The organism is Streptomyces coacervatus (genome assembly GCF_029223485.1).
Lineage (GTDB): Bacteria > Actinomycetota > Actinomycetes > Streptomycetales > Streptomycetaceae > Streptomyces > Streptomyces coacervatus.
This window is the reverse complement of the sequence record NZ_JARHTP010000003.1, coordinates 449,143-473,054: the sequence shown is the minus strand read 5'-3', so window position 1 is coordinate 473,054 and position 23,912 is coordinate 449,143. Positions and strand designations below refer to the sequence as shown.

The 23,912-nt window shown below is 69.6% G+C and carries 24 protein-coding genes; 14 read left to right on the top strand and 10 right to left on the bottom strand.

Translation table 11 applies throughout. The features are described from left to right. The first annotated feature begins 22 nt into the window (after positions 1-22). Positions 23-1,648 carry a GMC oxidoreductase gene (locus tag P2Q00_RS09700; protein ID WP_500692011.1) on the top strand — a complete coding sequence of 542 codons (1,626 nt, stop codon included), beginning with the start codon at positions 23-25 and terminating at the stop codon, positions 1,646-1,648. Between the two features lie 42 nt (positions 1,649-1,690). Here the strand turns inward: P2Q00_RS09700 and P2Q00_RS09695 are convergent, their stop codons facing one another. Then, on the bottom strand, positions 1,691-3,487 hold the full coding sequence (locus P2Q00_RS09695; RefSeq protein WP_275771479.1) for an AMP-dependent synthetase/ligase: 1,797 nt from the start codon (positions 3,485-3,487) through the stop codon (positions 1,691-1,693). Between the two features lie 346 nt (positions 3,488-3,833). Here P2Q00_RS09695 and P2Q00_RS09690 point away from each other — a divergent pair, with 346 nt between their 5' ends. The 6 genes from P2Q00_RS09690 (at position 3,834) to P2Q00_RS09665 (ending at position 9,011) form a co-directional block, all read left to right on the top strand. Beyond that, entirely contained in the window at positions 3,834-4,589 is a 756-nt protein-coding gene (locus P2Q00_RS09690; protein ID WP_275771876.1) for a metallophosphoesterase family protein, read from the top strand. A gap of 112 nt (positions 4,590-4,701) precedes the next feature. After that, complete coding sequence (locus tag P2Q00_RS09685; protein ID WP_275771478.1) at positions 4,702-5,145, top strand: SRPBCC family protein; 444 nt, start codon at positions 4,702-4,704, stop codon at positions 5,143-5,145. Between the two features lie 130 nt (positions 5,146-5,275). Then, positions 5,276-6,451 (top strand): ArsA family ATPase, encoded by a 1,176-nt coding sequence (locus P2Q00_RS09680; protein ID WP_275771476.1) that lies wholly within the window; start codon positions 5,276-5,278, stop codon positions 6,449-6,451. A 57-nt stretch (positions 6,452-6,508) separates the two neighbouring features. Further along, on the top strand, positions 6,509-7,006 hold the full coding sequence (locus tag P2Q00_RS09675) for a DUF5304 domain-containing protein (RefSeq protein WP_275771474.1): 498 nt from the start codon (positions 6,509-6,511) through the stop codon (positions 7,004-7,006). Positions 7,007-7,150: 144 nt separating this feature from the next. Beyond that, positions 7,151-8,104: an ROK family glucokinase gene (locus P2Q00_RS09670; RefSeq protein WP_275771472.1), complete on the top strand. Its 954-nt coding sequence runs from the start codon at positions 7,151-7,153 to the stop codon at positions 8,102-8,104. A 130-nt stretch (positions 8,105-8,234) separates the two neighbouring features. Continuing rightward, a complete protein-coding gene (locus tag P2Q00_RS09665) occupies positions 8,235-9,011 on the top strand; it encodes an endonuclease/exonuclease/phosphatase family protein (RefSeq protein ID WP_275771471.1) in 777 nt (258 codons plus the stop codon). On the opposite strand, the gene P2Q00_RS09660 is transcribed toward P2Q00_RS09665, so the two are convergent. Both P2Q00_RS09660 and P2Q00_RS09655 read right to left on the bottom strand, forming a co-directional pair. Beyond that, positions 9,008-9,574, bottom strand: a complete 567-nt coding sequence (locus P2Q00_RS09660) for a hypothetical protein (RefSeq protein WP_275771469.1) — start codon at positions 9,572-9,574, stop codon at positions 9,008-9,010. The genes P2Q00_RS09665 and P2Q00_RS09660 overlap by 4 nt on opposite strands. Beyond that, positions 9,567-10,346 carry an alpha/beta hydrolase gene (locus P2Q00_RS09655; protein WP_275771874.1) on the bottom strand — a complete coding sequence of 260 codons (780 nt, stop codon included), beginning with the start codon at positions 10,344-10,346 and terminating at the stop codon, positions 9,567-9,569. The genes P2Q00_RS09660 and P2Q00_RS09655 overlap by 8 nt, the downstream gene beginning before the upstream one ends. A 156-nt stretch (positions 10,347-10,502) precedes the next feature. On the opposite strand from P2Q00_RS09655, the gene P2Q00_RS09650 reads away from it, so the two are divergent. The 4 genes from P2Q00_RS09650 to P2Q00_RS09635 all read left to right on the top strand — a co-directional run bounded on the left by P2Q00_RS09650 (position 10,503) and on the right by P2Q00_RS09635 (position 14,349). After that, on the top strand, positions 10,503-11,270 hold the full coding sequence (locus P2Q00_RS09650; RefSeq protein WP_275771467.1) for a lysophospholipid acyltransferase family protein: 768 nt from the start codon (positions 10,503-10,505) through the stop codon (positions 11,268-11,270). A gap of 26 nt (positions 11,271-11,296) precedes the next feature. Beyond that, positions 11,297-12,526 carry a MacS family sensor histidine kinase gene (gene macS / locus P2Q00_RS09645; protein ID WP_275771465.1) on the top strand — a complete coding sequence of 410 codons (1,230 nt, stop codon included), beginning with the start codon at positions 11,297-11,299 and terminating at the stop codon, positions 12,524-12,526. Beyond that, on the top strand, positions 12,523-13,212 hold the full coding sequence (locus P2Q00_RS09640) for a response regulator (RefSeq protein ID WP_275771463.1): 690 nt from the start codon (positions 12,523-12,525) through the stop codon (positions 13,210-13,212). The genes macS and P2Q00_RS09640 overlap by 4 nt, the downstream gene beginning before the upstream one ends. Before the next feature lie 108 nt (positions 13,213-13,320). Further along, positions 13,321-14,349, top strand: coding sequence for a 6-phosphofructokinase (locus P2Q00_RS09635; protein ID WP_275771461.1), 1,029 nt, complete (start codon positions 13,321-13,323; stop codon positions 14,347-14,349). A 40-nt stretch (positions 14,350-14,389) separates the two neighbouring features. On the opposite strand, the gene P2Q00_RS09630 is transcribed toward P2Q00_RS09635, so the two are convergent. Beyond that, complete coding sequence (locus tag P2Q00_RS09630; RefSeq protein WP_275771460.1) at positions 14,390-16,255, bottom strand: anthranilate synthase family protein; 1,866 nt, start codon at positions 16,253-16,255, stop codon at positions 14,390-14,392. 93 nt (positions 16,256-16,348) lie between these two features. Next, complete coding sequence (locus P2Q00_RS50930; protein ID WP_071528813.1) at positions 16,349-16,405, bottom strand: trp operon leader peptide; 57 nt, start codon at positions 16,403-16,405, stop codon at positions 16,349-16,351. Positions 16,406-16,510: 105 nt separating this feature from the next. On the opposite strand from P2Q00_RS50930, the gene P2Q00_RS09625 reads away from it, so the two are divergent. Beyond that, positions 16,511-17,863: a class II 3-deoxy-7-phosphoheptulonate synthase gene (locus P2Q00_RS09625; RefSeq protein ID WP_275771459.1), complete on the top strand. Its 1,353-nt coding sequence runs from the start codon at positions 16,511-16,513 to the stop codon at positions 17,861-17,863. 138 nt (positions 17,864-18,001) lie between these two features. Continuing rightward, on the top strand, positions 18,002-18,244 hold the full coding sequence (locus P2Q00_RS09620; protein ID WP_275771458.1) for a (2Fe-2S)-binding protein: 243 nt from the start codon (positions 18,002-18,004) through the stop codon (positions 18,242-18,244). Positions 18,245-18,263: 19 nt separating this feature from the next. Here the strand turns inward: P2Q00_RS09620 and bfr are convergent, their stop codons facing one another. Further along, positions 18,264-18,743 carry a bacterioferritin gene (gene bfr / locus P2Q00_RS09615; protein WP_275771457.1) on the bottom strand — a complete coding sequence of 160 codons (480 nt, stop codon included), beginning with the start codon at positions 18,741-18,743 and terminating at the stop codon, positions 18,264-18,266. 174 nt (positions 18,744-18,917) lie between these two features. Here bfr and P2Q00_RS09610 point away from each other — a divergent pair, with 174 nt between their 5' ends. Further along, positions 18,918-19,565, top strand: a complete 648-nt coding sequence (locus P2Q00_RS09610; RefSeq protein ID WP_275771456.1) for a sulfite oxidase-like oxidoreductase — start codon at positions 18,918-18,920, stop codon at positions 19,563-19,565. 32 nt (positions 19,566-19,597) lie between these two features. Here P2Q00_RS09610 and P2Q00_RS09605 read toward each other — a convergent pair whose 3' ends face one another. The 4 genes from P2Q00_RS09605 to P2Q00_RS09590 all read right to left on the bottom strand — a co-directional run bounded on the left by P2Q00_RS09605 (position 19,598) and on the right by P2Q00_RS09590 (position 23,911). Next, on the bottom strand, positions 19,598-20,092 hold the full coding sequence (locus P2Q00_RS09605) for a DUF4396 domain-containing protein (protein WP_275771455.1): 495 nt from the start codon (positions 20,090-20,092) through the stop codon (positions 19,598-19,600). A gap of 76 nt (positions 20,093-20,168) precedes the next feature. Then, positions 20,169-21,038 carry a deoxyribonuclease IV gene (locus P2Q00_RS09600; protein WP_275771452.1) on the bottom strand — a complete coding sequence of 290 codons (870 nt, stop codon included), beginning with the start codon at positions 21,036-21,038 and terminating at the stop codon, positions 20,169-20,171. Between the two features lie 34 nt (positions 21,039-21,072). Then, entirely contained in the window at positions 21,073-22,998 is a 1,926-nt protein-coding gene (gene pknB, locus P2Q00_RS09595) for a Stk1 family PASTA domain-containing Ser/Thr kinase (RefSeq protein ID WP_275771450.1), read from the bottom strand. 118 nt (positions 22,999-23,116) lie between these two features. Beyond that, positions 23,117-23,911: a thiazole synthase gene (locus P2Q00_RS09590; RefSeq protein WP_275771449.1), complete on the bottom strand. Its 795-nt coding sequence runs from the start codon at positions 23,909-23,911 to the stop codon at positions 23,117-23,119. Between the last annotated feature and the right edge of the window lies 1 nt (position 23,912).

Genomic DNA, 23,912 nt, shown 5'->3' with positions numbered 1-23,912 from the left:
TGCGCGCATGACAGCAAACCTGATGCAACGTCAGCTGACGAGACGTCAAATCCTGGGCATGGTAGCCCTGCAGACGGCCGCCGCGGCCGGCCTCACCCGTATCGGCCTGACCTCGGCCCAGGCCGCCGAGGAAGCCGCCGCCGTCGACAACTCCCCCGCCATCGTGGTCGGTTCCGGCTACGGCGGCGCAGTCGCCGCCCTCCGCCTCGGCCAGGCCGGCATCCGCACCCTCGTCCTGGAGATGGGCCGCCTCTGGAACACCGCCGGCTCCGACGGCAAGGTCTTCTGCAACACCGCCAACCCGGACCAGCGCTCCATGTGGTTCCGCAGCCGCACCGAGGCCCCGCTGGCCACGTTCCTGTGGCTGGACGTCGTCAACAAGGCCATCAGCCCGTATCCCGGGGTCCTGGACCGCGTGCACTACGACAACATGTCCGTGTACGTGGGACGGGGCGTCGGCGGCGGCTCCCTGGTCAACGGCGGCATGGCGGTCACCCCGCTCCAGTCGTACTTCGCCGAGCAGTTCCCGACCGTGGACGCGAGCGAGATGTACAACACGTACTTCCCGCGCGCCCGTTCCATGCTGGGAGTCAACACCGTCGACCCCACGTGGTTCGAGTCGACCGAGTGGTACCAGTTCACCCGGACCTCCCGTAAGGCCGCGGCCAACACCGGCCTGAAGACCACCTTCGTGCCCAACGTCTACGACTTCGACTACATGCAGCGCGAGGCGGCCGGTACGGCGACCAAGTCCGCGCTTGCGCAGGAGGTCATCTACGGCAACAACTACGGCAAGCGGAGCCTCGACAAGACGTATCTGGCCTCCGCGCTCGGCACCGGGAACGTCACCATCAACACCATGGAGCGGGTGAAGGCCGTCAGCAGGGCGAGCGACGGGAGCTGGACCCTGACCGCGGACCGGATCGACAACACGGGCGCGGTCGTCGAGACCAAGCAGTACAGCTGCACGTACCTCTTCCTCGGCGGCGGCAGCCTCGGCACCACCGAACTCCTCGTCCGCGCACGGGACACGGGCGCCCTGCCCGCGCTGAACTCCAGCGTCGGCGCCGGCTGGGGCACCAACGGCAACACCATGCTCGGCCGCGCCAACCACATCTGGGACACCACCGGCGCCAACCAGTCGACCATGCCGGTCATGGGCATCGACGACTGGGCCAACACCGCCAACCCGGTCTTTGCGGAGATCGCCCCGCTGCCCATCGGGTTCGAGACCTGGGTCAGCCTCTATCTGGCGATCACCAAGAACCCGGAGCGGGCGAGCTTCACGTACGACTCCTCGACCGGCGGGGTCAAGCTCGGCTGGAGTGCCGCGCAGAGCGCCGTCTCGGTCGCCATGGCCAAGAAGCTGTTCGACCGAATCAACTCGGCCAACGCGACCATCTACCGCTACGACCTCTTCGGCTCGTCCAACAAGGTCTTCGCCGACGACTTCTGCTACCACCCCCTGGGCGGCTGCGTCCTCGGCAAGGCGACCGACAACTACGGCCGGGTGAAGGGGTATTCGAAGCTGTACGTCACCGACGGATCGCTCGTGCCCGGGTCGATCGGCGTGAACCCGTTCGTGACGATCACCGCGCTCGCCGAACGGACGATGGCGCGGGTCCTCGCCGAGGACACCGCGCCATGAGCCGTCGTACGGCCTGAAAATACGGCCTCAAAAAGGGGCGTACTACTTCTGGTAGATCGCCTCGATCTCGTCCGCGTAGTCCTTCGCCACCACATTGCGCTTGAGCTTCAGCGACGGCGTCAGGTGGCCCGACTCCTCCGTGAACTGGGAGGCCAGAATGCGGAACTTCCGCACCGATTCCGCCTTCGACACCGCGGCGTTGCCGTCGTCGATTGCCGACTGGATCGCGGCCTGCAGGTCCGCGTCCTCGCGCAGCGACGCCGCGGTGGAGCCCGCCGGCTTGCCGTGCTCGTCGGCCCAGCGGCCCAGGAACTCCTCGTCGATGGTGACCAGCGCGCCCACGAACGGCCGCCCGTCGCCCACCACCATGCACTCCGCGACCAGGGCGTGCGCCCGAATGCGGTCCTCGATCACGGCCGGGGCGACGTTCTTGCCGCCCGCGGTGACGATGATCTCCTTCTTGCGACCGGTGATCCTGAGGTAGCCGTCCTCGTCGAGGGTGCCGATGTCACCGGTGTGGAACCAGCCGTCGGCCAGCGCCTCCGCGGTCGCCGGCTCGTTGTTCCAGTACCCCTTGAACAGGTGCTCGCCGTGCAGCAGCACCTCGCCGTCGTCCGCGATACGGATCACCGAGCCGGGCAGCGGCTGGCCGACCGTGCCGATCTTCTGGCGGTCCCAGGGGTTGAAGGCGGTGGCCGCGCAGGACTCGGTCAGGCCGTAGCCCTCCAGGACCGAGAAGCCGATGCCACGGAAGAAGTGCCCCAGGCGCTCGCCCAGCGGGGCGCCGCCGGAAATGGCGTACTCGCCCCGGCCGCCCAGGACCGCCCGCAGCTTGCTGTAGACGAGCTTGTCGAACGTCTTGTACTTGATCTTCAGACCGAGCGACGGGCCGGACGGCGTGTCCAGCGCGCGGCTGTAGGCGATCGCAGTGTCCGCGGCCTTGTCGAAGATCTTGCCCTTGCCGTCGGCCTGCGCCTTGGCGCGCGCCGAGTTGTAGACCTTCTCGAAGACGCGCGGGACGCCGAGGATCAGCGTCGGGCGGAAGGCCGCCAGCTCGTCGGTGAGGTGCTTGATGTCCGGGACGCAGCCCAGCTTGATCGGCGCCATCATCGGCGCGATCTGCACCAGCCGGCCGAAAACATGCGCAAGTGGCAGGAAGAGCAGGACCGAACACTCGCCGGTGCGGAACAGCGGACGCAGCCGCTCCACGATGTTCCCGCACTCGGCGAAGAAGCTGCGGTGGGTGAGCACACAGCCCTTGGGGCGGCCGGTGGTGCCGGACGTGTAGACGATGGTCGCCGGGTCGTCGGCCCTCGCCAGCGAGCTGCGGTCCTCGACCATCGCATCGGTGACGTCCTTGCCGAGACGGCCCAGCTCCTCGACCCCGCCGCCCTCGATCTGCCACACGCTCTTGAGCGCGGGCAGCGATGCGCGCACCGACTCGACGGCGGCCGAGTGCCCGTCCAGCTCCACGATGCAGGCGGTCGCGCCCGAGTCGGACAGGATCCACTGCACCTGCTCCGGCGAACTGGTCTCGTACACCGGCACCGTGACCGCGCCCGCGCTCCAGATCGCAAAGTCCAGCAGCGTCCACTCGTAACGCGTGCGGGACATCAGGCCGACCCGGTCGCCCGGCTGGACACCGGAGGCGATGAGCCCCTTGGCGGCCGCATGCACCTCGGCCAGGAAGGCCGTGGCGGTCACGTCCTGCCACTCGCCGCCCACCTTGCGGGCGATCACGGCGACGTCGGGATGCTGCGCGGCGTTTCTACGGACGATGTCGGTCAGATTGCCGTCCGCAGGGACCTCGTACAAAGCCGGAAGGCTGAACTCGCGCAAGACTGCTGCTCCTAATAAGGCGCCGGCGCCACGACGTTGTGTGATGCGACGGTGGGTCCAAGGCTCGGGCAGGTACTCAGGGATCTCAGAGGTTCGGTGGTTGAAATCCTGAGCACGACTGGACTGCCCGGACGTTACCCGCCGGTATGGCTTCTTCGACAGGGGGTCCCGGCGAGATGTTCGCTGCGTCACACAGATTGGTGTTCCTTTGCGTACGGTAGTCCACCGACTAACTGACTAGCCAGTAACCACAGGACCGGCCGCCACTGTTCACGTACACCCCACACGCTTACCCTTGATCGCCATGGCATCCACACCAGCCGGCAACCGCAGGACGCGTGTCCACGTGGTCAGTGACGTACACGGCAACGCCCGTGACCTGGCCACGGCCGGCGAGGGCGCCGACGCCCTGATCTGCCTGGGTGACCTGGTCCTGTTCCTCGACTACGCCGACCACTCGCGCGGAATCTTCCCCGACCTGTTCGGCAAGGAGAACGCCGACCGCATCGTCGAGCTGCGCACCGCCCGCCGTTTCGAGGAGGCACGGCAGCTCGGGGCCAGGCTGTGGGGCGGCATCGGCATGGACCGGGCCGCCGCGATCGAGAGGGCGGTACGCAAGCAATACGCCGAGATGTTCGCCGCGTTCCCGACCCCGACGTACGCCACCTACGGCAATGTCGACATGCCGCCACTTTGGCCGGAGTACGCCGGTCCGGGCACGACCGTGCTGGACGGCGAGCGCGTGGAGATCGGCGGCCGGACCTTCGGCTTCGTCGGCGGCGGCCTCAAGTCCCCCATGCGCACGCCGTACGAGATCAGCGACGAGGAGTATGCGGCGAAGATCGAAGCCGTCGGCGAGGTGGACGTGCTGTGCACCCACATCCCGCCGGAGGTTCCCGAACTCGTCTACGACACGGTGGCGCGCCGTTTCGAACGGGGCAGCCGCGCACTGCTGGACGCGATCCGCCACACCCGGCCCCGGTACGCACTGTTCGGCCACGTCCACCAGCCGCTGGCCCGGCGGATGCGGATCGGGGCCACGGAGTGCGTGAACGTGGGGCACTTCGCGGGGACCGGGAAGCCTTGGGCGCTTGAATGGTGAATGAACGCAGGTGGGGGTGAAGGCGGGTGCTCACGTGCGCGGTAGCCTTCACGCTGCACACACGTGCGCACCACGACCTGAGTACCGGCCCGCATCTGGAGGAGCCATAGCGATGGCGGAACACACCAGCTCGAGCATCACGATCGAGGCGGCACCGGCCGATGTCATGGGGGTGATCGCAGACTTCGCCCGCTACCCGGACTGGACCGGCGAGGTGAAGGAGGCGGAGGTCCTCGAGACGGACGCCCAGGGCCGCGCCGAGCAGGTCCGCCTCGTCATGGACGCCGGCGCGATCAAGGACGACCAGGTGCTGGCGTACACCTGGACCGGCGCGAACGAGGTCTCCTGGACCCTGGTCAAGTCGCAGATGCTGCGGTCGCTCGACGGGTCGTACATCTTGAAGGCGGTGGGGGCGGGGGCGACCGAGGTCACCTACCAGCTGACGGTGGACGTCAAGATCCCGATGCTGGGGATGATCAAGCGGAAGGCCGAGAAGGTCATTATCGACCGGGCGCTGGCCGGGCTGAAGAAGCGGGTGGAGTCGGGGGAGAAGTAGGGGTCTCGCCGTGGGGGTGCTTGCGGGAGTCCGGGTGCGGGTTCGTTGTGGCTGGTCGCGCCCACGCGGCGGAGCCGCACATTGACGCAGCCCCGCGCCCCTGGCGGGGTCTCGGTTACCGTTCAGCCTCATGCGCACCATCCTGATCACCGGGTCCGGTGGGGCCGGTCGTACGACCGTTGCCGCCGCGACCGCCCTGCGGGCTGCCGACAACGGCACCCGCACTCTCGTCCTCAGCGCCGACCGCACCGACACCCTGGGTGCGGCGCTCGGTACGACGATCGGCCCGGCGCCCACCCGCGTCGCCCCGAACCTCACCGCCTGGCGCCCAGACGCGGCCGCCGGGTTCCGGGACGATCTGACCGCCTTCCAGGAACGTGCCGCGGGCGTCCTCGACCTTCTCGGCGCTTCCCGGCTGGACGCCGAGGAGGTCACCCCCCTCCCCGGCGCCGAGGAGCTCACCCTCCTGCGGGCCCTGCGGGACGCGGTCCTCGCGGAGGCTCACGATCTCCTGGTCGTCGACCTCCCGCCGACCCCGCAGGCACTGGCCCTCCTCGCCCTGCCCGAAGAGCTGCGGCGCTATCTGCGCCGGCTGCTCCCGCCCGAGCGGCAGGCGGCCCGCGCCCTGCGCCCTGTTCTCGGGCGGCTGGCCGGGGTCCCCATGCCCTCGGAATGGCTGTACGAGACGGCCGCCCGCTGGGACACGGAACTCGGTGCCGTCGAGGCGGTCCTCGCCGACCGTGACACCGTCGTACGGCTGGTCGCCGAACCCGGCCCGGCGGGCGCCGAAGCCGTGCGCTCCGCCGGCCTCGCCCTCGCTCTGCGCGGCCTGCGCCCCGACGCCCTGGTCGCCAACCGGGTGCTGCCCGAGGCCTCCGGCGGCTGGCTCTCCGGGCTCGTCGCCCAGCAGCGCAAGGTCCTGGAGGAGTGGCAGGAGTCGTACGACATCCGGCCGGTCGCCCATTTCGGCCGCGACCCGCGCGGCACGGACGACCTCGCCGCGCTCGCCGTCCCCGGTGCCCTGCGCGTCAACGACACGACCTCCACCGTCGAGTGGCCCGTCACCGACCGGCTCGCCGACGACGGCGTGCTCGTCTGGCACATCCCCCTGCCCGGCGCCATACGCGACGATCTGGACCTCATCAGGCGCGGCGACGAACTCGTCGTCGCGGCAGGGCAGTTCCGGCGTATCGTCCCGCTTCCGTCCGTCCTGCGCCGTTGCACCGTCGACGGGGCCGCGCTGCGCGAGGGCGAGCTGCGCATCCGGTTCGTGCCCGACCCGGATCTGTGGCCCGACAGGCCGTGAACCACGTACGCCCATTCGGGTAACGTCGTAGAGACGAACCGTAGTCAGGAGGTCGTCATGAGCGAAGAGCTCCCCCCGTCCGACGCCGGTCAGCACGAGGTGATCGACGAGGTGCGGGCGACCGACGCCGATGCCTGGGAGAAGGCGTGCGCCGAGGACCTCGCGGCGGAGAAGGCCCGCCGTCGCGCCGAGTACGGCCAGCCGCCGATCTCGGCCGGTGAGGAACTTCGCAAGCTCGTCGACGCCGTCTCGGAGAAGCTGTCGTCGATCCAGTCGCCGCTGCTCGGCTCCGTCGCCGGACCCGCCGCCCAGCAGGTGGTGAAGCAGGTCGTCCAGCAGGCGAAGGCCGCGGTCGAGCCCGTCATCGAACGCAATCCGGACGTCTTCGACCACCTGGCAGCCGCGGGCAACGAACTGCTCGCCGCCTACCGCTCCGCGGTCCAGGCCCAGGAACAGCGCTGGACGACCCGTACGACGGACCTGCACAAGGACCTGGACGACCGCCGCGAGGGCGGCGAGGGGACCGGCCCCGGAGAACGCATCGACTTGGACTGACCCCCCGCGGATCCCTTCCCTCGGACCCCGTCCTCGGGCCCGCCGTCCGGTTCCCGGCTGCCCGGCCAATGGACGCCGAGGCCTTGGCGCGCGGGCCTCGGGTACGGTTGGCCGTAGCGGGGCTCGACCGAAACTGAGGGATTCATGGGACTCACCATCGGCGTCGATATCGGCGGTACCAAGATCGCGGCCGGTGTGGTCGACGAGGACGGCAACATCCTCTCGACCCACAAGGTGCCGACCCCGGGCACGCCCGAGGCGATCGTGGACGCCATCGCCTCCGCCGTGGAGGGCGCACGCGCCGGGCACGAGATCGTCGGCGTGGGTATCGGTGCGGCCGGTTACGTCAACCGCCAGCGCTCGGAGGTGTACTTCGCGCCCAACATCGACTGGCGCAACGAGCCGCTGAAGGAGAAGGTCGAGGCCCGCGTTGGCCTGCCGGTCGTCGTGGAGAACGACGCCAATGCGGCCGCGTGGGGCGAGTACAAGTTCGGCGCGGGCAAGGGCCACCGCAACGTCATCTGCATCACCCTCGGCACCGGCCTCGGCGGCGGCATCATCATCGGCAACAAGCTGCGTCGCGGGCACTACGGCGTAGCTGCCGAGTTCGGCCACATCCGCATGGTGCCGGACGGCCTGCTGTGCGGCTGCGGCAGCCAGGGCTGCTGGGAGCAGTACGCCTCCGGGCGCGCCCTCGTCAGATACGCCAAGCAGCGCGCCAACGCGACCCCCGAGGCCGCCGACATCCTTCTCGGCCTCGGTGACGGCAGCCCCGAAGGCATCGAGGGCAAGCACATCTCCATGGCCGCCCGCCAGGGCGACCCGGTCGCCGTCGACTCCTACCGCGAGCTCGCCCGCTGGGCCGGCGCGGGCCTCGCCGACCTGGCCTCGCTCTTCGACCCCTCCGCCTTCATCGTCGGCGGCGGCCTCTCGGACGAAGGCGAACTGGTCCTCGACCCGATCCGCAAGTCCTACAAGCGCTGGCTGGTCGGCGGCAACTGGCGCCCGGTGGCCGAGGTCATCGCCGCCCAGCTGGGCAACAAGGCGGGGCTGGTCGGGGCAGCGGACCTGGCCCGTGAGCCGGACCCCATCATGTGACGTTCGCCTTTTCGCGGTGCGGTAGGTCCACGTCTTTTCAGGGGCGCGGGGAACTGCGCGACCAGCCACATACGACCGGTAGTCGCCCACAGACCTCGCGCCCCCACCCCTTGGGCGTACATTGATCCACATGGAGCTGTTGCCCAACTCCCACACGGAACCAGACGGTTCAGCCGTCATCCGAGTCCTCAGCTACAACATCCGCTCAATGCGGGACGACACGCAGGCCCTGGCCAGGGTGATCACCGCCTGCGCCGCCGACCTGGTCCTCATCCAGGAAGCCCCCCGCTTCTTCCGCTGGCGCAAGAAACTCTCCCGCCTGGCGGCGGCCTCCGGCCAAGTGATCCTCACCGGCGGCGCCACAGCCGCGGGCCCGGCGATCCTCTGCACCCTCCGCGCAACCGTCGAGCGGGCGGAGGACGTCCTCCTCCCGCTCACCCCCGGCCTGCACCGCCGCGGCTTCGCCACCGCAGTGGTCCGTTTCGGCGGCGCCCGCCTCGGCGTGCTCAGCTGCCACCTCTCCCTGCAGGCGGACGAGCGGTACGAGCAGGGCGGCATGCTCCTCGACCGCCTGGCCGGCCTCGGGGTGGCGCACGCGATCGCGGGCGGCGACCTCAACGACCGCCCCACCGGCCGCACCTTCAGCCGCCTCGCCGACGGCCTGCAGGACTGCTGGGCCACGGCCCCCTGGGGCAGCGAGTACACCTGGACGCCCCCGAACCCGTTTCAGCGGATCGACGCGATCTTCGCCACCAAGGGCATCGAGGTGCTCGGCTGCGGTGTCCCGGTGGGGTATCCCGGGGTGACGGAGGCAGACCTGAGGGCGGCCACGGACCACTTTCCGGTCCTGGCCGCCCTCAAGATCCCTGCCGGCGATGTCCCCGCCGGCGATATCCCTGCCGGTTAGACGACGGCTCCGCGCCCCGGATCGCCGTCGTCCTCGTCGTCCGTCTTCATCCGCATCACCAGCGTGGCGAAACCGCCCAGGAAGCCGCCGATGCCGAGGGTGGCCAGCCACCAGGTCATGTCCCAGCTGAGCAGCACGGCCAGCAGAAGCAGGATCGGACCGCCGATCACCCCGAGCCAGGCGAACTTCGCGGTCGTGTCGGCGGTGGGCAGCGGCGGCGGCTCCGGCGGTACGAAGTGGCCCTCGTCGTCCTCGTCGAAGTCGTCCTCGGACGGCTCGGCGGCCGAGTAGTCGCGCGGGCCGACGCCGGGCGCGAAGGAGACGGAGCCGCCCAGGGGCCCCTTGGGCTTCTCCTGCTTCGGCGCGTCGCCCTCGTCGTCGTCGTTGGTCTCCGGCTCCAACAGCGCCAGGTCCTCGACCGACTTGAAGGGCTTGGTGCCCGGCGGGTCCTTCGGCTCGTCGCCGTAACCGGCGACGATCGCGGCCCAAGCGGCGTCCTCGTCGAAGGGGACGCCCTGCTCCTCCGGCTCGCGGTCCTCGCGGTCCGAGTCGTGCTCAGCCACCTGCGGCCGTCCCTTCCTTGCCGACACTGGGTGCGAGCCGGCCGATGAACGCGAGGCTCTCTTCGAAAATCCGGTCCGCATCGTGGTCCAACGTCGCCACGTGGTAGCTCTGTTCCAGCAGGACCTCCGTCACATCCCTGGACGAGACCCGGCCGAGGATCCGCGCCGAGTCGGCCGCCGGCACCACATGGTCCTGCGGGCTGCGCAGGACCAGCAGCGGCTGCGTGACCTGCGGCAACTCGCCGTCGACCAGCCGGAAGAAGTTCCGCAGGGAGTGCGCCGCGTGCAGCGGCACCCGGTCGTACCCCAGCTCGGCGCTGCCCTCCTTGGCGATGTCGCTGGCGATCCCCTTCGTCGTCCGCACGAGGTGGCGGGCCACCGGAAGGGCGTACGGGGAAAAGCCGTGCATGTGGTTCGCCGGGTTGACGACCACCACGCCGGCGACCGCCTCCCCGTGCTTGGCCGCCAGGCGCAGCGCCAGGGTGCCGCCCATGGACAGACCGGCGACGAACACCTCGCCGCAGCGCTCGCGCAGGGACCTCAGCTCGCGGTCCACCTCGGCGTACCAGTCCTGCCAGCCGGTGAGCTGCAGGTCCTCCCAGCGGGTGCCGTGCCCGGGCAGCAGCGGCAGCGAGACCGTGAGGCCGCGGTCGGCGAGATACTCGGCCCAGGGGCGCAGCGACTGGGGGGAACCGGTGAAACCGTGGCAGAGGAGGACGCCGACCTCCCCGCCCTCATGGCGGTACGGCTCGGCTCCAGGAAGGACCGGCACCTTCGGTCTCCTGTTCATGAGAGTGACTGTTCATGAGAGTGACGTGAAGTCCAGGTGCCTCACCGTACGCGACCGCACTGACACCGACCAGGGTCGTCGGCGCCTTTGACAGTGCTCCGGGTTAAGGTCTCATCGACGGAAACAGGAGGCACTCGGTTGTTGTACGGCACGATGAAGGTAGCCATCGGGGGACCGCTGAAGGTCGCCTTCAGGCCCTGGGTGGAAGGCCTCGAGAACATTCCCGCCGAGGGTGCCGCCATCCTGGCGAGCAATCATCTCTCCTTCTCCGACTCGTTCTTCCTGCCCGCGGTGCTCGACCGCAAGGTCACCTTCATCGCCAAGGCCGAGTACTTCACCACGCCCGGCGTGAAGGGCAAGCTGACGGCCGCCTTCTTCAAGGGTGTCGGCCAGCTCCCGGTGGACCGCTCCGGCGCGCGCGGCGCGGGCGAGGCGGCGATCAAGAGCGGCATAGAGGTCCTGGAGCGCGGTGAGCTGTTCGGCATCTACCCGGAGGGCACGCGCTCGCCCGACGGCCGCCTCTACCGGGGCAAGCCCGGCGGCCTCGCGCGCGTGGCGCTCGCCAGCGGTGCACCGGTCATCCCGGTCGCGATGATCGACACGGAGAAGATCCAGCCGCCGGGAAAGGTCATGCCCAAGCTGATGCGCCCCGGCATCCGCATCGGAAAGCCCCTCGACTTCGGCCGCTACCAGGGCATGGAGCACGACCGTTTCGTGCTCCGCGCGGTCACCGACGAGGTCATGTACGAGATCATGAAGCTCTCCGGCCAGGAGTACGTCGACATCTACGCGACCGCGGCCAAGCGGCAGATCGCGGAGGCGGCGAAGGCCGAGAAGGAACAGGCCAAGGAGCTGGCCAAGGAGCAGGCGAAGGAACTCGCCAAGAAGGAGAAGTCCGGGGCCTAGGCTCTCGGTCGAGGGGGGTGGGGGACATGCCCAAGCGCGAGCGTGTCATGAGGATGTCGGTCGAGCAGCCGCTCTGGCGTGCGCTCACCGCCTACCGGGTGCTCACGATGCTGTACGCGGTCGGCCTGTTCGCCACCGCCTACGACGAGTACGACCACGCGAGTGTCGCCATCGTCTACTACGTCGTCCTGTTCGTCTGGACGCTGGCCACCCTGCCGCGCGTGCAGAGCGCGGTCGCCTGCACCAAGCGCTTCCTCGCCGTCGACCTCGCCATCGCGCTCACCGGCATCCTCCTCACCCCGCTCGCGGTCAACAGCCAGCACGTCCAGAGCGGCGGCCCCACCCTGCCGTCGATATGGACCGCCGGCTCGGTCCTGGCGTACGCCATCAAGGGCGGCTGGCGCTGGGCCGCGTTCGCCTCCACGCCGGTCGCCGCCGCCAACCTGATCGAGCGCGGCTCCCCCGCCCGCGACACCGTCCACAACGTGATCCTCGTCTGGGTCGCCTCCATCGCCATCGGCTACGTCGTCGAGGTCGCCCGCGCCTCCGAGCGCACCCTCGCCCGCGCCCTGGAGATCGAGGCCGCGACGAGGGAGCGGGAGCGGCTCGCCCGTGACATCCACGACGGTGTGCTGCAGGTGCTGGCCATGGTGCAGCGTCGGGGCGCGGTCATCGGCGGGGAGGCGGCGGAGCTCGGACAGATGGCCGGTGAACAGGAGGTCGCGCTGCGCACCCTGGTCCTGGGCGGGCTGGTTCCCGTCTCCCGGGCGTCGGAGGACGCCGCCGAGGGAGCGGTCGTACGGGCCGTGGAGGAACCGTCGTACGACGAGGACGGGCCGGTGGACCTGCGAGCGTTCCTGGCGCCCTATGCCGCCGCGAAGGTCAGCTTCGCCGAACCCGGAGCCGCCGTTCTGCTGTCCAAGGCCGCTGCGAAGGAGCTGGCCGCGGCGGTCGGCGCTGCCCTGGACAACGTACGCAGGCACGCCGGCGAGCACGCGCGCGCGTGGATCCTCGTCGAGGACGAGCCCGGCGAGGTCGTGGTCACCGTCAGGGACGACGGCCCCGGCATCCCCGAGGGGCGGCTCGCGCAGGCCGAGGGGGAGGGGCGGCTCGGTGTGGCCCTGTCGATCCGCGGCAGGCTGCGCGAACTCGGCGGCAGTGCCGAGCTGATCTCGGTGCCCGGGCAGGGCACGGAGGTCGAACTGAAAGTACCGAAGGACGCGAAGGACCCACGGGGTAAGGCGGGGCGGCGATGACGGATTCCACCATCGGGCAGCAGGGCCCGATCAAGGTCATGGTGGTCGACGACCACCCCATGTGGCGCGACGCCGTCGCCCGCGACCTGGCCGAGTCCGGCTTCGACGTGGTCGCCACCGCGGGCGACGGCGACCAGGCCGTGCGCCGCGCCAAGGCCGCCGCCCCCGACGTGCTCGTGCTCGACCTGAACCTGCCCGCCAAGCCCGGCGTCCAGGTCTGCAAGGAACTCGTCGGCCACAACCCGGCGCTGCGCGTCCTCGTGCTGTCGGCGAGCGGCGAGCACGCCGACGTCCTGGAGGCCGTGAAGTCGGGCGCGACCGGCTATCTGCTGAAGTCGGCGTCCACGGACGAACTGCTGGACGCGGTGCGCCGCACCGCCGTCGGCGACCCGGTGTTCACGCCCGGCCTGGCCGGACTGGTCCTCGGCGAGTACCGCCGCCTCGCCTCCGAGCCCGCGCCCGCCCCGGACACCGACCAGCCGGGCGCCCCGCAGCTCACCGACCGAGAGACCGAGGTGCTGCGCCTGGTCGCCAAGGGCCTGAGCTACAAGCAGATCGCCGAACGCCTGGTCATCTCCCACCGCACGGTCCAGAACCACGTCCAGAACACCCTGGGCAAGCTCCAGCTGCACAACAGGGTGGAGCTCGTCCGGTACGCGATAGAGCGCGGACTTGACGACGAGTAAACCGACCGCCCGCTGATTCACCGGAATTGCCCTTCCCGCCCATCCCTCTGTGACCTGGATCACCATTAGCGTGGCTGTCACAGGCAACCGCGGCGAAGGGACTTTTCCATGCGGGTCGGAGTACTGACCGGAGGCGGCGACTGCCCCGGACTCAACGCCGTCATCCGGGGCATCGTCCGCAAGGGCGTGCAGGAGTACGGCTACGACTTCGTCGGCTACCGGGACGGCTGGCGCGGACCGCTCGAAGGCGACACCGTGCGCCTCGACATCCCCGCGGTGCGCGGCATCCTGCCCCGCGGTGGCACCATCCTCGGCTCCTCGCGCACCAACCCCCTCAAGCAGGAGAACGGCATCCGCCGCATCAAGGAGAACCTCGCCAAGCAGGAGGTCGAGGCGCTCATCGCGATCGGCGGCGAGGACACCCTGGGCGTGGCGGCCCGCCTCAACGACGAGTACGGCGTCCCCGTCGTCGCCGTACCGAAGACCATCGACAACGACCTGTCGGCCACCGACTACACCTTCGGCTTCGACACCGCGGTCGGCATCGCCACCGAAGCCATCGACCGCCTGCACACCACCGCCGAGTCCCATATGCGCGTCCTTGTCTGCGAGGTGATGGGCCGGCACGCGGGCTGGATCGCCATCCACTCCGGTCTCGCGGGCGGCGCGAATGTCATCCTCATCCCCGAGCAGCGCTTCGACGTCGACCGGGTCTGCGCCTGGATCACCTCGCGCTTCAAGGCGTCGTACGCCCCGATCGTGGTCATCGCGGAGGGCGCCATGCCCAAGGACGGCGACATGGTCCTCAAGGACGAGTCGCTCGACTCCTTCGGGCATGTCCGGCTGTCCGGGGTCGGCGAGTGGCTGGCCAAGGAGATCGAGAAGCGCACCGGCAAGGAGGCCCGCACCACCGTCCTGGGGCACATCCAGCGCGGCGGCACCCCGAGCGCCTTCGACCGCTGGCTCGCCACCCGCTTCGGCCTGCACGCCGTCGACGCCGTCCACGACGGGGACTTCGGCAAGATGGTCGCCCTGCGCGGCACCGACATCGTCCGCGTCCCGATCGCGGAGGCGACGGCGAAGCTGAAGACGGTGGACCCGAAGCTGTACGAGGAGGTCGGGGTCTTCTTCGGCTGAAGGGGCGGCGAGCGTCTGGGGGCCGCGAGCCCCCAGACGGCTACACGGTCGTGTTGCGCAGCTGACCCACCAACTCCCGTACGACAGCTGCCCCGTTCAGCGTCAGGACCGACTCCGGGTGGAACTGCACGCCGGCGAACCCGGGGCCTCGTACGGCATGCACTTCGCCGTTGTCGGCCCGGCTGATCTCGACCCCGTGCGCGGACAACTCCTGAGCCACCTCGTCGTCGCAGCGCGCCACGAAGCTGTTGTAGAAGCCGACGGTCTCGGCCCGCCCGAACAGCTCGATCGCCGTCTGCGCGCCCTGGTACGGCACTTCCTTCCGTACGATCTCCAGCCCCAGCTCGGCCGCGATCAGCTCGTGGCCCAGGCAGACGCCCAGCACACCGTGCCGGTGTCCCCGGATCACCTCGGCGGTCAGGTCCCGCAGGAACCGCATCTTCGGATCGTCCAGGTCGGACGGGTCGCCCGGACCGGGGCCGAGCACCACAGGCCCCTCGTGGGCGAGGACGGCCTCCCTCAGGCCCGGCTCGTCATAGCGCCGGACGGTCACCTCCAGGCCGCTGGAGCGCAGTACGTGCGCGAGCATCGCGGTGAAGGTGTCCTCCCCGTCGACGACCAGGGCGTGTCCGGTGAGCTCCGCACCCTTCTTGGGGGCTTCCTGCATCCGCAGCCAGAAGGGGGCCAGCGAGGTTCGGCGGCCGTCGAGCGCCGCACGCACGCGTGGGTCGTCGGCGAGACGTACGCGCGCGTGCTCCTCGCGGGGCCGTGACGGACGTACCCCCAAGGCCGCCAGCACTCCTGCCGCCTTCGCATGCGTCTCCGCAACCTCGCTCGCCGGGTCCGAGCCACGCACGAGCGTGGCGCCGACCGGCACCCGCAGCTGCCCGTCGGAGGAGATGTCGGCGGTGCGGATGAGGATGGGGGAGTCGAGGGTCTGCGCACCGCCGGAGTCCCGGCCGAGCAGCGCCAGCGCGCCCGCGTAGTAGCCGCGCCCGCCGACCTCGTGCCGCTCGATGACCCGGCAGGCGTTCTGCACGGGCGACCCGGTGACGGTGGCCGCGAACATGGTCTCCTTCAGGACCTCCCGCACATCCAGCGTGGACCTGCCGCGCAACTCGTACTCGGTGTGCGCGAGATGGGCCATCTCCTTCAGCCGCGGGCCGACGACCACCCCGCCCATGTCGCCGACGGTGCACATCATCTTGAGCTCCTCGTCGACGACCATCGACAGCTCCTCGATCTCCTTGCCGTCGGCGAGGAAGTCGAGCAGGTGCTCGGGCGTCGGGCCCTCGGCGGGATATCGGTACGTCCCGCTGATCGGGTTCATGACGACGGTCCCGCCGGACATCCGCACATGCACCTCGGGGCTGGCGCCGACCAGCGTCCGCTCCCCGGTGTGCACGACAAACGTCCAGTACGCGCCCCGCTCGCCCTCCAGCAGCCGCCGAAACAGCGCGAGGGCGTCCTTGCGGGAGAACCCCGGGATCTCACCCTCGTAGGTCCGCCGGATCACGAAGTTCGCACCCTCGCCCTGCCCGATCTCCTCCCGCAGCACCCGCCCGACGATCTCGCCGTACTCCTCGTCGTCGACGTCGAAGCCGCCGCCCTCGACGCGCACGTCGTTCTCCGGGAGCTGCGCGAGGGCCTCGGCGAGCGGGAGCTCGTACGACTCCTCGGGCGTGAGGAAGGTCAGTGGCGTCCCGTCGTCGCGGACGTCGAAGCCGCGTTCGCGGATCTGGCGGAAGGGGACCAGGGCGAGGCCCTCGTCGGGGAGGTCGGCGAGGCGGTCGTACGTGGTGACCGAGCCGATGAGCAGCTCGACCGTCTGCTCGTCGTGGCCGGGGGCGCGGCGGCGGAGCAGGGCGAAAGGGCGGGGGTCGTGCAGGAGCCGTACGAGATCCATGGTTCCTCTTCCGTCGGTGTCGGTGAGGAACGGCTCCGGAAACGCCGAAGGCCGCCCCTCGGGCGGCCTTCGCGAAGTCTTGCGTACGCGCAGTCAGTGGGCCGCCGGATGAGCGGTCCACCACCAGTTCTGGGTCGAGTGCGCGAACATGCGACGCACCCTACCGCACGGCCGGGGCGTCCGGACCGTGATCCCTCCGTCTCACCAGTCGAGCGGAGGGAAAACCAGTCGACACGACCCCGTAATGTTTACGGGGTGACCGTGAACGCTAAGACCAGCGCGAGCGCTGGCAACACCTGGCGAGATCTGCCCGCGGCGCAGCAGCCCGAGTACCCCGACCTTGAGGCTCTGCGCGCAGTCGTTGCGGACCTCGAGTCGTATCCGCCGCTCGTCTTCGCGGGCGAGTGCGACCAGCTGCGCGCCCGGATGGCGGCTGTCGCCAAGGGAGAGGCGTTCCTCCTCCAGGGCGGCGACTGCGCCGAGGCCTTCGACGCGGTGTCCGCCGACCACATCCGCAACAAGCTCAAGACCCTGCTGCAGATGGGCGCCGTGCTGACGTACGCCGCCTCGGTGCCGGTCGTGAAGGTCGGCCGTATCGCCGGCCAGTACTCCAAGCCGCGCTCCAAGGGCACCGAGACCCGCGACGGCGTGACCCTGCCGACCTACCGCGGCGACTCGGTCAACGGCTTCGACTTCAACGAGAAGGCCCGCGTCCCGGACCCCGAGCGCCTGAAGCGGATGTACAACGCCTCCGCCTCCACGCTCAACCTGGTGCGCGCCTTCACCACGGGTGGGTACGCGGACCTGCGCCAGGTGCACGCCTGGAACCAGGACTTCGTGAAGTCGTCCCCGTCCGGCCAGCGCTACGAGCAGCTCGCGCGGGAGATCGACAACGCGCTGAACTTCATGCGGGCCTGCGGCACCGACCCGGAGGAGTTCAAGACCGTCGAGTTCTACTCCTCGCACGAGGCGCTGCTGCTCGACTACGAGTCCGCCCTGACCAGGGTCGACTCCCGCACGGGCAGGCTGTACGACGTCTCCGGGCACATGGTGTGGATCGGTGAGCGCACCCGTCAGCTGGACGGCGCGCACATCGAGTTCGCCTCGAAGATCCGCAACCCGATCGGCATCAAGCTCGGCCCGACGACGACGGCCGAGGACGCGCTTCAGTACATCGAGCGCCTCGACCCGGACCGTGAGCCCGGCCGTCTCACCTTCATCGTGCGGATGGGCGCGGACAAGGTCCGCGACAAGCTGCCCGAGCTGGTGGAGAAGGTCACCGCGTCCGGCGCGACCGTCGCCTGGATCACCGACCCGATGCACGGCAACACCTACGAGGCGGCCTCCGGCCACAAGACCCGCCGCTTCGACGATGTGCTGGACGAGGTCAAGGGCTTCTTCGAGGTCCACAAGGGCCTCGGCACCCACCCGGGCGGCATCCATGTCGAGCTCACCGGTGACGACGTCACCGAGTGCGTGGGCGGCGGCGACGAGATCTTCGTCGACGACCTGCACCAGCGCTACGAGACGGCCTGCGACCCGCGACTCAACCGCAGCCAGTCCCTCGATCTGGCGTTCCTTGTCGCGGAGATGTACCGGGATCAGTAACCGCTGGTCACAGCTATGGGGCGCGGATCACATACGATCCGCGCCCCACTGCACTTTTGCGGGATCTGTGCGACGGGTAAGGTTAGGTTAGCCTCACCGATCAATCGGGACGGCACCACCTATCGATCCCGCCGGGAGGTGAACCGCGTGTTCGTCTGCAGTTGCTTCGGTGTCACTGAGCAGCAGGTCAAGAAGCACGCGGAGGACGGTGCCTGCACCCCCCGCCAGATAGCGTCGGCGTGCAAGGCGGGCACGGACTGCGGTTCGTGCGTACGCCGTATCCAGGCGCTGCTCGGCAGGGACGCGTGCCCACGCCGGGAGCTGGTCGATCAGGGCAAGCCGGTGCTCTCGAAGATCGCTGACCTCGAGGAAGCCGCCTAGGCGACGCCCAGGTGCTGTCCTAGCTCTCGGGCTGCTCGATCAGCTGCGCGATGTAGAGCGCCTCGCCGAGCTTCTCCACCAGTTCCAGCTGGGTGTCGAGGTAGTCGATGTGGTGCTCCTCGTCCTCCAGGATGGACTCGAAGATGTTCGCGGACGTGACGTCGCCCTTCGCGCGCATCACCTCGATGCCGCGCTTGAGCCGGTCGATCGCCTCGACCTCGATCTGCCGGTCGGCCTCGAACATCTCCTTGACGGTCTGTCCCACGCGCACATGGAAGAGCCGCTGGTAGTTCGGCAGCGCCTCCAGGAAGAGGAGCCGGTCGGTGAGCACCTCCGCGTGCTTCATCTCGTCGAACGACTCGTGCCGCGTGTACTTGGCGAGCTTCGTCCAGCCGAAGTTCTCCTGCATCTTCGCGTGCAGAAAGTACTGGTTGATCGCGGTCAGCTCGCCGGTGAGCTGCTCATTGAGGAATTCGATGACCTCGGGGTCGCCCTGCATCGCAGAGGCTCCTTCCAAGCGGGGGGAACTGGCAGGTTGCGCCGCATGATTGCACCGGTGACGAAGATCGTCCAGTAAGTCTTCGCTTAGTAAGTAAGTGCATGCTTAGTGGTAATTGCCCTGGTTTGGCGGGGCTGGTCAAGTGCACCGTCCGAGGTCTGTCAGGATGGAGTCATGGGTCAGCCGGTGGAGCGTGAATCGGGAGAACGCGATTCAGGAGGAGCAGCACAGTCCGAGCTTCCCCCGGGGCAGCGCCTGCAGCGCGGCTGGCCGGTCACGCATTACGGGCCCGTTCCCAAATTCCGCCCGGAGCGCTGGGAGTTCAGGGTTTTCGGCGCCACCGCGGACGGCGAGAAACACTGCTGGAACCACGAGGAGTTCACGGCTCTGCCGTACACCACTGTCGTCGCCGATCTGCACTGCGTCACGAAGTTCAGCATGCTCGGCGCGGAATGGGGCGGTATTCCGGCCCGTACGATCCTTGAGATTGCCCCGCCCGCGCCCGCGGTCACTCATGTGATGGTGTGGGCCGAATACGGATTCAGTTCGAACCTCCGTCTGGCGGATTTCGCGTCCGAGCGGACCATCTTCGCCACCCACAAGGACGGTGAGCTGCTGACGGCGGAACACGGCTTCCCGCTGCGCCTCGTCGTGCCCCATCTGTACGCCTGGAAGGGCCCCAAGTGGGTGCGCGGCGTGGAGTACATGACCGCCGACCGCCGCGGCTTCTGGGAGGAGCGCGGCTATCACAACGTCGGCGACCCGTGGAAGGAACAGCGCTACTCCTACCAGGAGGAGCTCGGGGACGGCCCCGAGCTCTGACTCCCGGCGTCTTTCGTATACGTCCGTATGCGTCAGTGGTACTGGTGCACCACCGCGTGCCCCGCGCCGCGCCCGATCATCCACTTGTTGACGGGTGTCGTCACCGCGAAGGCGAGCACGAGCGAGATCGCGAGTGAGCCCCAGAAGAGCAGGTCGGAGAGTTGGGCGTTCATCGCGTCCGGCCACAGGACGATCACGCCGTTGTCGATCAGCTCCATCACGGCGATGGACAGGGTGTCCGCGGCCAGCGCCACCCGGAAGGCCGTACGGAAGCCGACGCCGGCCCGCAGCACTCCGCGCAGCGTGAGCGAGTAGCCGAAGAAGAACGCCAGGACGATGGCGAGGACCGTCGTCGGGAGGTTTCCCCAGCCGAACGCCGTGCCGATCACCATGCCCAGCACCTCGCCGATGGCGCAGCCGGTGAGGCAGTGGAGGGTGGCCTGGGCGGCCATGCTCCAGGTGGCGGCCGCCGGGTGATGGTGCGCGTGTGCGTGCGTGTGTGCGTCTGCCTGTGCCTCGTGCTGCATGGTTGCCCCCAATGTCAGGTAACGGTTCCTGCATCGAGCAGGAACCGTATACCCCCAGGGGGTATTCCTCAATGCGCTAGGAATCGCGCAGTCTCTTCAGGCGCTCCACGTCCGCCGCGTGCCCCTCCTTGCCGCCTGGCGTCTCGATGATCAGCGGTACGCCCTCGGTCGCGGGGTGGGTCATCAGTGCCCGGAACGGGTCCTCACCGATGTGACCTGCGCCGATGTTCTCGTGCCGGTCCTTGTGCGCGCCGACCACGTCCTTGGAGTCATTGGCGTGGATCAGCTTCAGCCGGCCCTCGCCGACCGTGTCCACCAGCAGATCGAGGGTCTGGCGCATGCCGCTCGGACCGGTCAGGTCGTGGCCCGCCGCGAAGATGTGGCAGGTGTCCAGGCAGACGCCCAGCTTCGGATGGGCGTCCAGCGCCTCGAAGTACGGTCCGAAGTCCCAGGTGCGCGAGCAGAGCGAGGCGCCCTGACCGGCAGTCGACTCCAGCAGCAGGAACGGATCGTCGTCGTGGGTGAGCTCGTCCAGTAGGGGCAGCAAGTGCTCCCGTACCTGCTTGAGGGCCACGGACCGGTCCCGGCCGCCCGTCGCGCTGCCCGTGTGCACAACCACGCCGAGCGCCCCGATCTCCCGCCCGCGCCGCAGGGAGTGCCGCATCGACTCCACGGACTTCTCCACGGTCGCCTCGGTGTGCGAGCCGAAGTTGATCAGGTACGGGGCGTGGACGTACGCCGGGATCGACTCGGCCGCGCACACCTCGCGGAACTCCTCGTCCTGCCGCGGATTGCCAGCGGGCGTGGCCCAGCCGCGCGGATTGGCGACGAAGACCTGCACGCTCTCGGCCTTCAGCTCATGGGCGTAGGACAGGCCGACGGAGCGGAGACCGCCGGCCACGGGGACATGGCCGCCGACGGGGTTGCGGGACAGCTGACTCTTCACCCGTTCAGGGTGTCATGCGGTACGACCCGCTCCGTCACCGGATCTTGATGGTGATCGTCGACCCCTTGGGTGCCGTCTGGCCGCCCTTCACGGACTGGTTCTTGACGGTGTCGCCGAACAGGCCGAGCAGACCGCGGTCCTCGTCGACCTTGAAGCCGGCGCCTTCGAGTGCCTTGTGCGCGTCGTCCACGCTGTCGCCGGTGACGTCCGGGACCTCGATCATCTCCGGGCCCTTGGACAGGGTCAGCGTCACCGTGTCGCCGTCGGCGGCCTGGCTGTCGCCGGCGGGTGTCTGCGCGGCGACCTGGCCCTTGTCGTACTCGGAGTTGATCCGCTCAGAGGCGACCTTCACGGTCAGGCCGGCGTCCTCCAGGTCGGACTTCGCGCTCTCCAGGTCCTCACCCGTGACGTCCGGGACGTCCACCGGACTGCCCTTGCTGACGACCAGCGCGATCGCCGAACCCGCGTGCCGCTTGGTGCCCGCCCCGGGGGTTGTGGAGATCACGGAGCCCTTGGGGATCTCGTCGCTGAACTCCCGGGTGACCATGCCCGGCTCCAGCCCGGCTTTCTTCAGCCGGGCCCTCGCCTCGGCGAGCGGCCGGCCCGGCACGTCGGGCACCTGCACGGTCTCGGGGCCGTCGGAGATGGTGAGCGTCACGGATGCGTTGTCGCGGATACGGGTGCCGGGTGCGGGGTCCGAGGTGATGACCGTGCCCCGCTGCACCGTGTCGCTGTAGGCGTGCTTGACCTTCCCGAGGTCCAGCCCGGCTTCGCTCAGCTGCTTGCGGGCCTGCACCTGGTTCTTCGCCAGCACGTACGGGACCTTGGTGAACTGGCCGGAGTTGATGTACCAGATGCCCGTGCCGACCCCGAGGATCAGCAGCACGGCGACGACGACCGCGAGCGGACCGCGCCGGGAGCGCGCGGCGCGGCGCCGCGAAGGCAGCGGCGGGGGTGTCTCCAGCAGGCTGGTGCGGTGGACCCCGTCCTCGTCCTCGTTCACCGGCAGCGGGCGCTGCACGGTCAGCGCGCGCGGGATCACGCTCGTACGGTCCTCGGAGATGTTCCGGTGGTCCGCGGCGAAGGCCTGCGGCGGCACCGCGTCCAGCTGGTCCTGGCCGAGCGCGGCGCGCACCTCGCGAGCCTGCGCGAGCAGCGCCACCGCGTCCTGCGGACGCATGTCGGGGACGCGCGCGGTCGCCGACGCGACCAGCTGGTCCAGGGGGTACGCCAGCCCCGGCACGGCGGCCGACGGCGGCGGGACGTCCTCGTGGATGTGCTTGTACAGGACGGTGGCCGGGGAGTCCCCGCCGTGCGGCCGGTCGCCGGTCAGCATCTCGTACAGGACGACACCGCACGCGTAGACGTCGACCCGGGGGTCGGCGGTGCCGTGCTCTATCTGCTCGGGAGCGAGGTAGGAGACGGTGCCGAGGACGGTGCCGGTCGTGTTGGTGACCGTGTCCACGGACCGCACCAGCCCGAAGTCGGCGACCTTGACCCGGCCGTCGTCCCCTATCAGCACGTTCTCCGGCTTCATGTCCCGGTGCACGAACCCGGCGCGGTGCGCGGCGCCGAGCGCGGCGAGCACCGGCTCCAGGATGTCCAGGGCGGCGCGCGGCTGCAGCGCCCCGCGCTCGCGCAGTACGTCGCGCAGGGTGCACCCGGCGACGTATTCCATGGCGAGATAGACGTACGACCCGTCGGTGCCCTGGTCGAAGACCTGCACCACGTTCGGGTGCGCGAGCCTTGCGACGGACTTCGCCTCGCGGATGAACCGCTCGACGAAGGTGCTGTCGGCCGCCAGCGTCGGGTGCATCACCTTGAGCGCGAGCACGCGGTCGAGGCGGGTGTCCACGGCCCGGTAGACCGTGGCCATCCCGCCGACCGCGATGCGCGCGTCCACGCGATAGCGCCCGTCGAGCACCTGCCCGACCAGAGGGTCCTGAAGGGTCGTATCCACGCAGGTGAGTGTACGAGCCGCGACTGACAGCGCTGCCGGATCCGTCTGGATCGGGGCGGTACTGCAGCCGAGCTGTGACGGACGTCGCACCGACACTCGGATCTTGTCGAACGCGCGTTCAGAATGCGGGGCGTTCGGGATCCAGGTGTGCACGCCCCTCGTGGGGCGACGACGCCTCCGCGAAATGGCGACGCGGGATGCGGCCCGCCCGGTACGCGAGCCTGCCCGCGTCGACCGCGTGCTTCATGGCCTCGGCCATCAGCTGCGGCTCCTGCGCCCGGGTCACGGCTGAGGCGAGCATCACACCCGCGCATCCCAGTTCCATCGCGAGCGCCGCGTCCGAGGCCGTACCGGCGCCCGCGTCCAGGATCACCGGTACGCGCGCGTGCTCGGTGATCAGCTGGAAGTTGTGCGGGTTGCGGATGCCGAGCCCGGAGCCGATCGGCGAGCCGAGCGGCATGATCGCCGCGCAGCCGACGTCCTCCAGCTTCCGGGCGAGGACGGGGTCGTCGTTGGTGTACGGCAGCACGGTGAAGCCGTCGTCGACCAGGGTCTCGGCCGCGTCGAGCAGTTCGATCGGGTCGGGAAGCAGGGTGCGTTCGTCGGCGATGACCTCAAGTTTGATCAGTTCGGTGCCGAGCGCCTCGCGCGCGAGGCGGGCGGTGAGGACGGCCTCCCCGGCGGTGAAACAGCCGGCCGTGTTCGGCAGCACCTGGATGCCGAGCCTGTCCAGGACGGACAGCACGGAACCGTGCACCGAGGGGTCCACCCGCCGCATCGCGACCGTCGTCAGTTCGGTGCCGGACGCGACCAGCGCCCGCTCCAGGACGTCGAGACTGGGGGCACCGCCGGTGCCCATGATCAGGCGGGACGTGAAGGACGTACCGCCGATGACAAAGGGGTCGTCGGCCATG